General features: G+C 45.6%; 13 protein-coding genes and 5 tRNA genes. 4 read left to right on the plus strand and 14 right to left on the minus strand.

Going from position 1 to position 12,796, the window contains the following annotated elements; translation table 11 throughout:
* Nucleotides 1-100: 100 nt before the first annotated feature.
* On the plus strand, nucleotides 101-1,984 hold the full coding sequence (locus J2W69_RS11325; RefSeq protein ID WP_310278322.1) for a DUF885 domain-containing protein: 1,884 nt from the start codon (nucleotides 101-103) through the stop codon (nucleotides 1,982-1,984).
* A 45-nt stretch (nucleotides 1,985-2,029) separates the two neighbouring features.
* Here J2W69_RS11325 and paeA read toward each other — a convergent pair whose 3' ends face one another.
* Nucleotides 2,030-3,343 (minus strand): polyamine export protein PaeA, encoded by a 1,314-nt coding sequence (paeA, locus tag J2W69_RS11330; protein ID WP_310278326.1) that lies wholly within the window; start codon nucleotides 3,341-3,343, stop codon nucleotides 2,030-2,032.
* 147 nt (nucleotides 3,344-3,490) lie between these two features.
* Between paeA and J2W69_RS11335 the strand changes: the two genes are divergently transcribed.
* Both J2W69_RS11335 and J2W69_RS11340 read left to right on the plus strand, forming a co-directional pair.
* Entirely contained in the window at nucleotides 3,491-4,276 is a 786-nt protein-coding gene (locus J2W69_RS11335; protein WP_310278329.1) for a CLCA_X family protein, read from the plus strand.
* 112 nt (nucleotides 4,277-4,388) lie between these two features.
* Nucleotides 4,389-4,646 (plus strand): hypothetical protein, encoded by a 258-nt coding sequence (locus tag J2W69_RS11340; RefSeq protein WP_310278332.1) that lies wholly within the window; start codon nucleotides 4,389-4,391, stop codon nucleotides 4,644-4,646.
* 78 nt (nucleotides 4,647-4,724) lie between these two features.
* Here the strand turns inward: J2W69_RS11340 and J2W69_RS11345 are convergent, their stop codons facing one another.
* On the minus strand, nucleotides 4,725-4,976 hold the full coding sequence (locus J2W69_RS11345; RefSeq protein WP_310278335.1) for a DUF4282 domain-containing protein: 252 nt from the start codon (nucleotides 4,974-4,976) through the stop codon (nucleotides 4,725-4,727).
* Between the two features lie 270 nt (nucleotides 4,977-5,246).
* Here J2W69_RS11345 and J2W69_RS11350 point away from each other — a divergent pair, with 270 nt between their 5' ends.
* Nucleotides 5,247-5,942, plus strand: a complete 696-nt coding sequence (locus J2W69_RS11350) for a 2OG-Fe(II) oxygenase (RefSeq protein WP_310278338.1) — start codon at nucleotides 5,247-5,249, stop codon at nucleotides 5,940-5,942.
* Between the two features lie 48 nt (nucleotides 5,943-5,990).
* Here J2W69_RS11350 and mazF read toward each other — a convergent pair whose 3' ends face one another.
* The 12 genes from mazF to tolA form a co-directional block, all read right to left on the minus strand.
* Entirely contained in the window at nucleotides 5,991-6,326 is a 336-nt protein-coding gene (mazF, locus tag J2W69_RS11355; RefSeq protein ID WP_310278340.1) for an endoribonuclease MazF, read from the minus strand.
* The gene (locus J2W69_RS11360) at nucleotides 6,323-6,553 is read right to left on the minus strand and encodes an AbrB/MazE/SpoVT family DNA-binding domain-containing protein (RefSeq protein WP_310278343.1); all 231 of its coding nucleotides are present in this window, start codon (nucleotides 6,551-6,553) and stop codon (nucleotides 6,323-6,325) included. Before J2W69_RS11360 ends, mazF begins: the two co-directional genes overlap by 4 nt.
* Before the next feature lie 505 nt (nucleotides 6,554-7,058).
* Nucleotides 7,059-7,148 (minus strand) — tRNA-Ser (locus J2W69_RS11365).
* A 115-nt stretch (nucleotides 7,149-7,263) separates the two neighbouring features.
* The gene (gene nadA, locus J2W69_RS11370) at nucleotides 7,264-8,322 is read right to left on the minus strand and encodes a quinolinate synthase NadA (protein ID WP_008898889.1); all 1,059 of its coding nucleotides are present in this window, start codon (nucleotides 8,320-8,322) and stop codon (nucleotides 7,264-7,266) included.
* A gap of 78 nt (nucleotides 8,323-8,400) precedes the next feature.
* Nucleotides 8,401-8,476: transfer RNA gene (locus J2W69_RS11375), tRNA-Lys, on the minus strand.
* A 21-nt stretch (nucleotides 8,477-8,497) separates the two neighbouring features.
* A tRNA-Lys gene (locus J2W69_RS11380) sits at nucleotides 8,498-8,573 on the minus strand.
* A gap of 16 nt (nucleotides 8,574-8,589) precedes the next feature.
* Nucleotides 8,590-8,665 (minus strand) — tRNA-Lys (locus J2W69_RS11385).
* A 26-nt stretch (nucleotides 8,666-8,691) separates the two neighbouring features.
* A tRNA-Lys gene (locus J2W69_RS11390) sits at nucleotides 8,692-8,767 on the minus strand.
* Nucleotides 8,768-9,114: 347 nt separating this feature from the next.
* Nucleotides 9,115-9,966 (minus strand): tol-pal system protein YbgF, encoded by an 852-nt coding sequence (gene ybgF / locus J2W69_RS11395; RefSeq protein WP_310278346.1) that lies wholly within the window; start codon nucleotides 9,964-9,966, stop codon nucleotides 9,115-9,117.
* Between the two features lie 21 nt (nucleotides 9,967-9,987).
* The gene (gene pal, locus J2W69_RS11400) at nucleotides 9,988-10,494 is read right to left on the minus strand and encodes a peptidoglycan-associated lipoprotein Pal (RefSeq protein ID WP_008899229.1); all 507 of its coding nucleotides are present in this window, start codon (nucleotides 10,492-10,494) and stop codon (nucleotides 9,988-9,990) included.
* 42 nt (nucleotides 10,495-10,536) lie between these two features.
* The gene (tolB, locus tag J2W69_RS11405) at nucleotides 10,537-11,886 is read right to left on the minus strand and encodes a Tol-Pal system beta propeller repeat protein TolB (RefSeq protein ID WP_310278352.1); all 1,350 of its coding nucleotides are present in this window, start codon (nucleotides 11,884-11,886) and stop codon (nucleotides 10,537-10,539) included.
* Between the two features lie 4 nt (nucleotides 11,887-11,890).
* Nucleotides 11,891-12,796 (minus strand): cell envelope integrity protein TolA, encoded by a 906-nt coding sequence (gene tolA / locus J2W69_RS11410; protein ID WP_310278354.1) that lies wholly within the window; start codon nucleotides 12,794-12,796, stop codon nucleotides 11,891-11,893.

Genomic DNA, 12,796 nt, shown 5'->3' on the forward strand with positions numbered 1-12,796 from the left:
CAATTTTTACTTTGTTTTAGCGCAAATGCCTGCTGCACTGACACAAATCAGAGCGTAAAATAAGCCACAGTTTACGCACCCAAACCAGAAGGAAAAAAATATGCGTTTATCTCTGCTCACAATAGCCATCAGCGGCTTGGTGCTGACGGCTTGTAAGGATGCACCTTCAACACCACAATCCACAACAGCAACACCTGCAACAGCAGTAGTTGCTGCAGTGGCTCCAACTGCAGAGCAACTGTATCAACAAGGCACACAACTGCTGTTTCAGGCCCGCGCTTTAAATGCCTCGGCTTTAGGTTTATCTGAAGAAGTGGTAGGTAAAGCTTTTAATACGGAACTGGAAAATTACAGCGCTGAAGCGGAAGCACAACTGCGCAAACAACTCAACGCAGTGATCAGCCAGCTTGCAGCGTTGCCTGTACCAGCAGACGCTGTTGATGCAGAAAACCAGGCCGTGATGCTGAATATTATGCAGTACTACGCTGGCAGCAAGGATTTCCCTCAGGGTTATATCGACTCCTGGATGGGACACTCGGCTTTTGTGGTCAATCAGATCAACGGCCCTACTATCGATATGGCCGGTGCTATACAAAATTCCCATCCAATAAGCTCTGAGCAGGATGCCAAAAACTATTTAAGCCGGCTGGAGAAATTTGGCGCCGCTTTAAAAGCGGTTGAACAACGTTTTGTCTCAGACGCTGCCAGCGGCTGGATAGCACCTAAAGTACTGCTGGAAAAATCCCTCTCTATTTTAGATGGCTACGCCAGTGGCGACGTCACAGAGCATGTGTTGTATAAAGACTTTGCGACCAAGCTGGATAACCTGAAAGAGCTGTCAGCAGAAGCAAAACAGCAGTACCTGACCTCAGCTGCCCTTTTGGTGCAACAACAAGTGCAGGCTGGTTATCAGCAATTAGCAGCAACAGTGCGCGCAGAACTGCCAAAAGCCAGAGCTGGATCCGGCATTTGGGCTCAGCCGAACGGCGAGAAGTTTTATGCCTGGTCAGTCAAACAATTAGGTGATACCGAGCTTACGCCAGAACAAATTCACCAGACAGGTTTGGATGAAGTGGCCCGTATCAGTCAGGAAATGGACAGCATCTTAAAAGCCCAGGGCTATGCAGAAGGCACTGTAGGTGCACGAATGACAGCATTGAATGGCGAAGCACGGTTTTTATACGAAGACTCAGATGCAGGCCGTCAACAGGTGCTGGATGACTTAAACAAATACATAGCCGAAATTAACCAGCGTATGCCAGAGCTCTTTGCCACTAAGCCGCCTTATCCGGTGGAAGTGCGCCGTATTCCGGTGGAAATTCAGGACAGTGCAGCAGGTGGCCAATACAGCTCACCCGCTATTGATGGCAGCAAACCTGGCATTTACTGGATTAACCTGCGCGACATTAAAGCCAATGCGAAGTTTGATTTAAAAACCCTGACCTACCATGAAGCCAACCCAGGTCACCACTGGCAAGTCGCGCTGAATTTGGCTCAGGAGCATTTACCTCTGCTACGCCGTGTTGCGCCATACAATAGCTATGTCGAAGGCTGGGCTTTGTATTCTGAACTGGTTGCCAAAGAAATGGGCATGTACCAGGACGACCCTTTTGGTGATTTAGGCCGCCTGAAAGCCGAGTTATTCCGCTCTGTGCGTTTAGTGGTCGATACAGGCCTGCATGCAAAAAAATGGACCCGTGAACAGGCGATCACTTATATGGCCGAAACCACAGGCACCACAGAAACTGATGTAGTGTCTGAAATTGAACGTTACATGGCATGGCCTGGTCAGGCTCTAGGCTACAAGCTGGGTATGCTGAAAATAGTTGAGCTGCGTTCTTATGCCAAAGAACAGTTAGGCGACAACTTTGATATCAAAGCTTTCCACGATTTAGTGCTGCTCGGAGGCGCTGTGCCTATGTCGGTGCTGGATACTAAAGTGAAAAATTGGGTAGCGGGTCAGAGTTCCGGTTCAAAATCCTGACCCTAAATCATCACTCACAACGACTGTAAATTCAGTCATGGAGGGTCAGAGCTTAAGCTCTGACCCATCTTCTGCAACTTTCACTTTAGTCACCAGCAACTGGTCAATTTTGTAGCTGTCGATATCAACCACTTCAAACTTGTAGCCCTGGAAGATCACAAAGTCGGTGCGTTTTGGGATTTTACGCAGCATGTACATCATAAAACCGGCAATGGTTTCATAGTTCTCATCATCCGGGAAGCTGTCGATATTAAAGACCCGCATCACATCATCCAATGGTGTTAACCCCTCAACCAGCCAGGATGCTTCGTCACGCTGTACTATTTGTTCCTCATCCGAATTCACCAGCTCGCCCATCACAATGCTCATCACATCTTTCAGGGTCACCATGCCGACTGTTAAGGCGTATTCGTTTAACACTACAGCAAAATCGATACCGCTGGATTTAAAATGCGCCAGCACTTCGTATAAAGACAAGGAATCCGGCACTATTAAAGGCGTGTGGATCATGCCTTCTTTGAGTAAATTAATCGGCTGCTGATGCAAGACTTGCATCAAAATATCGCGGCTGTCGACATAACCTACCACTTTATCCAGGCTGTCATCACAGACAATAAATTTGGCATGTGGATGCTCAGCAATTTTGTTTTTAATACTGTCTGCTGTTTCTTTTAAATTAAAGTAAATTAAGCTTTCTCGTGCTGTCATAGCAGAGGTGACAGTGCGGGAGTCCATATCAAATACGTTCTCCAGCAAGGTGCGCTCCTGCTGTTGTAATACACCAGCCTGAGCGCCTTCATCCATCATGGCCACTATATCTTCTGGCGTAATTTGATCGATACGCTGCATTGGCACGTTAAAAAGTTTGAATACCAGATTTGCGAGGCTGTTAAAAAACCAGACTAAAGGTTTAAAAATAACCAGCATCAGTAATACAAGATTCACGACAGAAATGGCGACTTTTTCCGGTGATAACATCGCCAGCCGTTTTGGCATTAAATCGGCAAACAGAATAAACAAGGCAGTGACAAAAAACACTGATAAACCAAAGGCGATGCCTTCATTGGCCGGATTTTCAAAAATTAAATTCAGCAAGCTCAGAATATAAGGTGTAAATGCAGCTTCCCCCAAAATACCACCTAATATGGCCACCGCATTTAAGCCAATCTGGGCTATGGTGAAAAAGCTGCCGGGATTAGACTGCAGCTGCAACACTAAAGCTGCGCGGGGTTCACCGTCTGATGCCAATTGCTTTAAACGAATTTTGCGTGAAGCAGCTAAAGCTATTTCAGACATGGAAAAGAAGGCGCTGGCACTGATCAGCAGCAACATAATCAGTAAATTTTCTAGCAGGGACATAAAAATCACTCTTGTTAAACTGGCTTTGGCATAGAAAAGCCGTCAAGTTCGGTTGAAAACCACTATACCGCTTGTCAGTATACGACTTAAACTGTGTTTTCCCAGCATAAGCACTCAAAAAATGTTTAAATTTGAACCAGTTACCCTATGGCTGATTTAGTACCACGCATTCAGCAGGCCTATTTTCGAAACGGTCCGGAACACAGATCCGGTGCCGACGTCAGCTTTTTGGATATAGTAAAAGTTTTTGGTTTCCAAAGTATTAAAATCGGCCGCTGGGTCACTGCAGTCGAACAGCAACTGGCGGCCAACCTGTTTTTTGACGCTTTATCCGATTTGATGCTGCTGTTACAGGTACCCAAGCAGGTGATTTCACTGAATCAAAGCCTGAGTCTGAATTTTGGTATTGGTGGCCAACAAGGCAGTTGTGCTTTTTATCAGCCCCAGGGCCGTTTACTGGCGTTAGCTAAAAATGCGGGTGGCGGCAGTTTAGCCCATGAATGGTTCCACGCCTTTGATCATTACATTTGCAGTAAATTATTCAGCGATGAGCTTCCATCTTCGGCTTTTGCCAGTTCCAGCTGGCTGAATAATGCCACTCTATCCCCTCACCCGCTGAATCAGTATTTGGATCAAAGTTTTGCCGCATTGTTTTTATCTGCCGACGGAGCTGGGTCCAATAGCTATGTCAAAACTTGTGCTGCTTTTGATCAGACTCATGGCATTTATTATTACGCCAAGCCGGAAGAACTGGCTGCGCGGGCTTTTGAGCATATGTTGCAACAACAACAGCTTAAAAACAGCTTTTTGGTCAGTGGCACCTTAAAAAGCAAAACGGCTAAAGCGGGCTTATACCCGGATTCTGCGTTGTCTTCCTTGTTGGCCCAACACTGGCTTGGTTATTTTTCTTTGCTGGGCCGGGTGCTGCGTTAAATTCTTCTGCCAGCCAAACGCCATGGCACAAATATTGAACAGCATTCTGAACTAAGCAGATACTGACAGTATTTTGACCAAAGGCTTACCCGCAACGAACAGGAGCTGAACGATGAGCACAACATGGCGCACAGAGCAATTACGTCGTCTGAATCAAACGATGAAAGCCATAGAGATATTGGCCGAATATCCTGATTTAACTGTAATTTATCAAGGTAAAGCCTGGGGCTATCGTGATTTACTTGAGCTGTCTGTCAGAATATTCAGGCTGGCCAGACAAGAAGGTTTTGATGTGCATGCCTTTGAATTGTGGTTTGCTAAAGATGCGGAACTATTTGCACATTATGGTCTGGAATGGCGGGTAGGTTGAAGCTGTGCGGCAGCAAAGATCAGCAAGCCAATTAGTGGCCTGCTGTATCGTTATTACATAAACAACCAGACAGAATCCTTATTGATCATTCTTCTCTGCAATTTTCTGCAGGTTTTCATGGATCTTAAATAATACAATCAGCAGCTCACACCAAATACGGGCACCAACAGCACCACCAATCAAAATACCCAATCCAACTAAAAAACCACCACCATAGTCGGAAAACATAGCACCTAAACCACTGAATACAGCAACGGCCAACAGCAGCCAATACACCAGGGTAATAATTTTTGGTGTCAGCATGGCGTCAAAGAAAAATATACTTTTCATTACGAAGTCCTTTTATTTATTGTGTTATCCCAAAAATCCTACCAGCTTTGCTAACAGCAAAATTTGGACTGGAGCCAGTTCTAAATGAACTAGCTTGTTTTAAAGTAATTAAAAAAATGATTTATTTCAATAACTTTGTAAGATAAGCCTTTTTGATCAGTGGCAATATGGAGTCGTTGCTCAATAGCAATTTAACTGGATAAACCCTACCCAAAATATTGTATCATCGCGATTTTAGACATGATCTAACTCTACAAGCGAGTCCTTTCCATGTGGCTGAATGAACAGCAAGTTATCCCTTCTGCGATCCGTGCTTATCGAAAGGCTTTAGTACGCTCAACTCCTCATCATGTCGTTATTGATGGCTTATTTGCTCAGGCCCAACTCGACCAGGTCGCTCATGTTTTACGGCAAGACCAGCAGTGGAAAACCCAAAAACACAGCTACTCTGCGCTTTATGTGAATAATGCGACATGGCAAGAAACTCCTGATACAGAACGTTTTGTGCAGCGTGATCTTTGGGACCGTACCGGGCATCCTGCTGATAACCCTGAGTCCGCTATTGCTCAGGAGTTTTTATCATTTTTACGTGGCAATGAATTCATGTCGTTGTTATCACGTATATTTGATGTGCAAATAACAGATATCAACGTAGCGAAGCCAGAGATTAATACCAATTATTTCCGCTTAAGCGCCAGCGATTTTGTTAATCAACACGCAGATGATTCACCGGGAAGAGAAGTCTGTATGTTGTTGTATTTAAATCAAGACTGGCAAAGTGATAGCGGCGGCGAACTGGTATTTATGGGGAAAGATGATAAAACCGTGACTATCGCACCTTTATACAACCGCTGTGTGTTGTTTGACCCTTCATCACCGGGCTCTGAACACTGGGTAAAAGCTGTGAATGGTGAAACTGCTGGCGACTATAGGTATAACCTGACTAGCTGGTATTGGTCGGAGTGATGGTTTATCTGGCAGATAGGGTTTAATAACAGACCTGATAACCCAAAATCAAATAGAGAGAATGGTCGCAATCAATACTTTCGCGTTAGCCAAACAATCAGCATTGACCTGATCCACCTTTTGCAGTCTTCGGGCTTGTGCATCCAAAGACTTCAACTGATCGGTCAGAATAACGCCTTTGGTTTTTTGTGAGCCTGCTACAGCCACTTCGAAAGGATAACCTTTTACCTGACTGGTGATTGGACACAACCAGACAAAACCAGTGATCTTATTGAACTGTTTTGGACTCAATACCAATGCAGGCCTTTTACCAGCCTGTTCATGCCCTGCCTGAGGATCAAAATCGATAATAACAATATCACCCGCATCAGGAGTTTGGCTCATAGCAGCTCCCTACCCTCTACATCATCCACAAGTGATTGATGTTTATTTTGGGCTGTAACCCTGGACAGCAATTCCTCCAGTGAAGGTTTACTGGGTGTAATCACGATCTGGTTACCTTGCTGCTGTATTTCAACCTTGTCGCCAACCTGTAAAGACAACCTGTCCAGCAAGTCTTTTGGTAAACGAAGCGCCGCACTGTTACCCCATTTGGCTATTGCGATAGACATATACGCCTCTATTAATGGATATACATTGTAGATACTTTGGAGTATAGATTAGGGGTTAGGATGGGGCAAGGGGAAGGCATGAGCTTTTGGCGACAGCAGCACCACGGGATTATTCCGGGCATCCTGCCCTCTGTCCGGCCAGTGGGCAGAGCCACTGGCGCTCAACCGGGCATTGCCAAACTGTTGGCAATGCTATTTCCGGCTTCGCCCTTCGGGGCCGCGCTAAAGCGCGTTCAAATTCGCTCCCGGCGAATTTGTCGAACCAAAGGGTTCGAACCAAGATCTCGATCGAAGGTTTAAATGAAAAAGCCCCGAACTTTCTTGCGCGACAGCAGAACCAAGGGATTGTCAGCACCATCCATGGTGCTGACCCTGCGGGCCGCACTAAAGTGCGTCCAAATTCGCTCCCGGCGAATTTGTCGAACATAGGGTTCGAACCAAATCCTCGCTCTCCGGTTTAAATGAAAAAGCCCCGAACTTGCGTTCGGGGCTTTTTCATTTAATCTGGCGGAGAGAGAGGGATTCGAACCCTCGTTAGGGATTAACCTAAACACACTTTCCAGGCGTGCGCCTTCAGCCACTCAGCCATCTCTCCGGGGCTTGCTACAGCAAGCGCGGCTATCCTATTGAAAATCACCGCGCCGTGCAACAGTTAAATACATAAGCCTGTTCTTTTGCTGGAATTTTCAGCAACTATTGCCACCACAGACTTAGGCGTTGCCTTTTACCGGCATTTGCGCTGATTTTGCGAAGTTCAGCATTCGATCCAGCGGGATTAAAGCCTGTTCGCGTAAATCTGCATCCACAAAAATTTCGTGGCCTTCAGATTGCAGCAGAGCGTCCTCAATCGCCTTCAGACCGTTCATTGCCATCCATGGGCAATGTGCACAGCTGCGGCACGTTGCGCCGTTACCGCCCGTTGGGGCTTCGATAAAGGTCTTATCTGGCATAGCTTGTTGCATCTTGTAGAAAATGCCACGGTCTGTTGCCACGATAAAGGTGTCGTTTGGCATGGTCTGGCTGGCTTTGATCAGCTGACTGGTAGAACCTACAGCGTCAGCTAAATCTACCACATTGGCCGGTGATTCAGGGTGAACCAGCACAGCAGCATTTGGATATTGCTTTTTCAGCTCCACCAGCGCTTTGGCTTTAAACTCATCATGCACAATACAAGCGCCTTGCCATAACAGCATGTCGGCTCCGGTTTGTTTTTGTACATAAGCACCCAAGTGACGATCCGGGCCCCATAAAATCTTTTTGCCTTCGCTGTCTAAGTGCTCCACTACGTCTAATGCGATAGAAGATGTCACCACCCAGTCAGCCCTGGCTTTTACCGCAGCTGAGGTATTGGCATAGACCACAACAACACGGTCAGGATGCTCATCACAAAAAGCGCTGAACGCATCTGCCGGGCAACCTAAGTCCAGTGAGCAAGTAGCTTCGAGCGTTGGCATTAATACGGTTTTTTCCGGGTTCAGAATTTTGGCGGTTTCGCCCATAAACTTCACCCCGGCAACAATCAGGGTTTTCGCCGGATGTTTATTGCCAAAACGCGCCATTTCCAATGAGTCGGAAACACAACCGCCCGTCTCTTCTGCCAGAGCCTGAATTTCAGGATCAGTGTAATAGTGTGCAACCAGCACAGCATCACGTTGCTGTAATAAAAGCTTGATACGTTCTTTGTAGGCAGCTTTTTGATCCGCATTTAACGGCAAAGGTTTTTTCGGGAATACAAAGTCAAGTTCGTTGAAGTGCAGTGCTTGATCCATAACGGCCACCCGGTTTTAAAAAGTGCGGCATTATACACAAAAAGTGTAGCTGGAAACATAAAGAAGCCGATGATTGCATGGTGGGTCATGATGGATTCGAACCATCGACCAACGGATTAAAAGTCCGCTGCTCTACCAGCTGAGCTAATGACCCATGCAAGGAGAATCGAGAAAGTGGTGGGTCATGATGGATTCGAACCATCGACCAACGGATTAAAAGTCCGCTGCTCTACCAGCTGAGCTAATGACCCAAAGTAGGCGTTGAATTGGTGGGTCATGATGGATTCGAACCATCGACCAACGGATTAAAAGTCCGCTGCTCTACCAGCTGAGCTAATGACCCAATTCAAGTTGTACCTGGTGCGGGAGTGGTGGGTCATGATGAATTCGAATCATCGACCAACGGATTAAAAGTCCGCTGCTCTACCAGCTGAGCTAATGACCCCTGCCGCGGACGCATATCTTACTTATTTAAATTTCCAGTGCAACCAAAAATTACCAGAATGGCCATTTTCTTTGTTCAACTGCTTAAAATGCCAGCATAAAATACCAGGCACGGGTTAAACAGAAACGAGCTGTCGCATTTATGTACAGAAAAATGCCCGTTATAACCAAGTCGTAACAAGGTCAGGCAATTCCAATGTATCGTATTTTTGTTCGATTTTAAGTCACCCTCAGCAGATAAATAATGGGCATATGCTGTGAAAAGAAAAATATGAAGAGTACTTTTCCGAAAAAAGTACATAAAAAAACCCGGTATTCACCAGGTTTTTATTCAGCACAGCAATTTGCTTACAGAGTTTCTAACTTTGCCTTCGCTGCTTTTGCAGGCTTAGACTGTGGATACTTGCTGACTAAAAGCTGATAGAACTGTTTGGCTGCAGCTGTATCCCCTTCTCTTTCTGCCAGTTGGCCCAATTTAGCTAAAGAATCTGCAGCTTTTGCAGACTGCGGATACTGAGCGACCACACGTTCAAACTGAGCTTTGGCTTTCAGCAGTTCGTTTTTAGTAAAAAACAACTGGCCTAACCAATAGTAAGCATTAGGTGCGTAGCTGGAATCAGGGTAAGAGCGAACGAAATTTTCAAATGCAGGAATAGCTGCATCGTAATTGCGATCTTTAAGTACCAGATTCACTGCACTTTCATACGTATCATTTTCCGACGGGCTGGACGACGCTGCAGCACTGGCTGTGGTTTCAGCAGCCTGGGTCTCGCCAGCATTCACCAAAGCAGCAGGATTGCCCGTAGGCGCCTGTTCAGCTGGTGTGGCGGTATTTTGTGATGTCGGAGTGGCTGAAGTTGAACCAGAAGTGGCACCTGAGCCTAATCTTCTGTCAATTTCCTGATAAATATTGCGTTGTTGCTGCAATATTTCTTCTAATTTGTAGGAATGCATTTCAGTCACGCCGCGCAATTCAGACACTTCGTCTAATAAAGCGGACACTTGCTGTTGCATGGCAACCTGAGCATTAGCTCTGGCCTCAACAATACGTTCCAACGCAGCTATACGGTCAGCCGTGGAAGCATATTTTGGAGTCTGGATAGCGCCACCGCCAGCGCGGGACAGATCGGCTACTGGAGCCGGATCTGCCCACGAGGCAATGCTGATAACAGAAAGCGCAGTAACTAAATATTTTTTCACTGCTTTGCTTCGTATCAGTTATTAGTAAACTAAAACAGCGCGACGGTTTTTAGAGAACGCGCTTTCGTCGTTACCTTCAACAGCTGGTTTCTCTTCGCCGTAGCTAACTACTGACATCTGGCCAGCAGAAACGCCCAGGTTAGATAAGTATTGAGTCACAGACTGACCACGACGCTCACCTAACGCGATGTTGTACTCTGGAGTACCACGAGCATCAGTGTGACCTTCAACAGTTACAGTGATGTTAGTGCGAGCACGTAAGAAAGCAGCGTGAGCTTCCAGAACAGAAGCAAATTCTGAACGGATTTCAGACTTGTCGAAGTCGAAGTAAATAGTGTTGTCCTGACGCAGAGCTTCTAATTGCTGACGCAGCAATTCTTCAGCTGACAGGCCTTGTTCAACCACTTGGTTCGTGTTTGCACCAGTGTTTGCATCAGTAGCAGCTACTTCATCAGTTGAGCTACAAGCAGCTAAAGTTAACACTGGCACTGCAACTAACAAGCCTTTTAAAACTTTGTTTAAGTTCATAATTGTTGTCCTTAGTAAATCAATTAACCAAATTTTCGTTTTTTATAAAAATGGTGACCAAGCCGGAGATTTAACTCTGCCGTTTGTCGCCGGTAACCGTGCTTTAAAGCGCCCATCCATGGATACCAGTGCCAGTACTTGTGACGAACCGTACAAAGTACTATAAATTATCATTGAGCCATTCGGCGCAATGCTTGGTGACTCGTCCAAGTAAGTGCGAGTCAACACTTGCATATAGCGACTCTCAACATCCATGCGGGCGATATTATACTGACCATTTGTTCTGTTGACCATAACAATACCACGCCCATCCGGAGTATAAGATGCAGCTAAATTCATTTCACCCTCAAATGTTACCCTTTCAGTAACACCAGAAGCTACATTTACGCTATAAATCTGTGGATTACCACCACGTTCTGAACTAAAAATAATTTTAGAACCATCTGGCGACCATGACGGTTCAGTATCTATACGTCTGTGATTCGTTAATTTTGTCAAGGCTTTAGTAGCAATATCCATCACATAGACTTCAGCATTGCCGTCTTTTGACAATACCATCGCCATCTTGCGACCATCCGGTGACCACTTAGGTGCACTGTTAATTCCCTTGAAGCTGGTTAGTATACTGCGACGGCCAGTGTAAATATCTTGAATATAAATTTGTGACTGACGTTTTTCGAAGGTCACATAAGCTAATTTAGTACCATCAGGTGACCAGGCCGGAGACATTAAAGGCTCTTTTGCTCTTAATAAAACCTGCTCGTTTTCACCGTCGTAATCAGCGACAACCAATTGATATCTGAAGTCTGCTTTGTCACGCACTAACACATAGGCTATTTTAGTTAAAAAAGCACCACGTTCACCAGTTAATTTTTCATAGACTATGTCGCTGATACGGTGGGCATATTGTCTGAACTGATCGCCGCTAATGGTAGTTTCACGCGCATCCAGGACATGCGTCAGACCAGTGGTCAGCTGACCTCCAATAATGGCGGAAGATGAACCACCACCTGAAGCACCTTTAAACACGTCCACTAACTCAAAACGCACGGCGTATCTGTTAATACCCACTTCGCGGATAGTACCGGTAACTACAGCTTCAACACCTTGTTTCATCCAGCGCTGATAATCAATTTCTTTGCTGTTGGTCGGCTGTTGTGGCATACGGCTAGCCGCTATAGGATTAAATTTGCCACTGCGCATTAAATCCGCAGACACAATGTCAGCAATACGTTGATTTGGCAGAGTATTGCCTTCAAATTTAAATGGCACTATGGCAACAGGGCGAGCACTGTCCACACCATCTGTGATGACAATTTCTAAACTGGCATACGATTTTGCACTTAGCACCAGGGCTAATGCCACCAGGCTTTTTCCTATCAACTTCAGCATATTGTTATCTCAGTTCCGGTCTCAAAATTGTTGTTAAATCTTTCAACGCGTCATATACATCAGGGTCTGGCGACATAGGGAAATTACCCGCCTTTTGTATAGCACGCATTGCCGATTCACAAAGTGCTCTGTCTCCACCCTCTACAGAACTGGAGGTGACAAAACCATTGCTGGCCAAACGAATATTTACCCGACACTCTTTGCCACGCATTGTATCGTCTACAAACCAATTTTGTTGGATTTTCGCAATAATCATCGCAAGGTAGCGCTGCTTCTCGGTCAGGATCTGACCGGCTTTTGCTGCCCGACGTGCATTTGCTTCTTCTTCCAACTGCTCAGCCAACATCTCTTCTGCAGCTTCGCGTTCACGTTTTTCTTTTTCGGCTTTGGCCTTTTCAGCTTTTTCTTTGGCTGCTTTTTCTTTAGCAGCCTTTTCTTTAGCCGCTTGTTCTTTTTGCTTTTTCTCTATTTCCTGCTGCTTTTTCTTCTCGTCATCTTGTTTCTTTTTTTCAGCCGCAAGCTTTTGTTGTTTCTCTTTTTCTATGGCCTGTTTTTTCTTTTCTTCAACAGCTTTTTTTTCTGCTATCTCGGCCTGTTTTTTCTCTTGTTCCTGCTTTTTCAGACGCTGCTCTTCAAGGCGTTTGTTACGCTCTTCCTGCTGTTTTTTCCTTTCCAGGTCTTTTAAGCGCTTTTCCTCAGCCTTTTTTTTCAGCTGATTTTCTTCCTTCATCTTGTCAAACTGCGACTGGTCTATCACAGTAGCGTTCAGAGGCGCGCTCAAATCGCCAGGCATAGGTACTACTAAAACTTCTTTGCTTTTAAAGAAATTAAAATTCGCAAACAACAGCACAACAACCAAAAGGTGTAAGCCACCCGAGATGATCAGCGACTTCTTAAACGCTGGTTCCAT

The organism is Rheinheimera soli, from assembly GCF_031457405.1.
Taxonomy (GTDB): Bacteria; Pseudomonadota; Gammaproteobacteria; order Enterobacterales; family Alteromonadaceae; genus Pararheinheimera; species Pararheinheimera soli_A.

Coding starts and splice junctions, on each gene's coding strand:
- J2W69_RS11325 (WP_310278322.1), top strand. CDS start 101: ATGCGTTTATCTCTGCTCACAATAGCCATCAGCGGCTTGGTGCTGACG.
- paeA (WP_310278326.1), bottom strand. CDS start 3,343: ATGTCCCTGCTAGAAAATTTACTGATTATGTTGCTGCTGATCAGTGCC.
- J2W69_RS11335 (WP_310278329.1), top strand. CDS start 3,491: ATGGCTGATTTAGTACCACGCATTCAGCAGGCCTATTTTCGAAACGGT.
- J2W69_RS11340 (WP_310278332.1), top strand. CDS start 4,389: ATGAGCACAACATGGCGCACAGAGCAATTACGTCGTCTGAATCAAACG.
- J2W69_RS11345 (WP_310278335.1), bottom strand. CDS start 4,976: ATGAAAAGTATATTTTTCTTTGACGCCATGCTGACACCAAAAATTATT.
- J2W69_RS11350 (WP_310278338.1), top strand. CDS start 5,247: ATGTGGCTGAATGAACAGCAAGTTATCCCTTCTGCGATCCGTGCTTAT.
- mazF (WP_310278340.1), bottom strand. CDS start 6,326: ATGAGCCAAACTCCTGATGCGGGTGATATTGTTATTATCGATTTTGAT.
- J2W69_RS11360 (WP_310278343.1), bottom strand. CDS start 6,553: ATGTCTATCGCAATAGCCAAATGGGGTAACAGTGCGGCGCTTCGTTTA.
- nadA (WP_008898889.1), bottom strand. CDS start 8,322: ATGGATCAAGCACTGCACTTCAACGAACTTGACTTTGTATTCCCGAAA.
- pal (WP_008899229.1), bottom strand. CDS start 10,494: ATGAACTTAAACAAAGTTTTAAAAGGCTTGTTAGTTGCAGTGCCAGTG.
- tolB (WP_310278352.1), bottom strand. CDS start 11,886: ATGCTGAAGTTGATAGGAAAAAGCCTGGTGGCATTAGCCCTGGTGCTA.
- tolA (WP_310278354.1), bottom strand. CDS start 12,796: ATGGAACCAGCGTTTAAGAAGTCGCTGATCATCTCGGGTGGCTTACAC.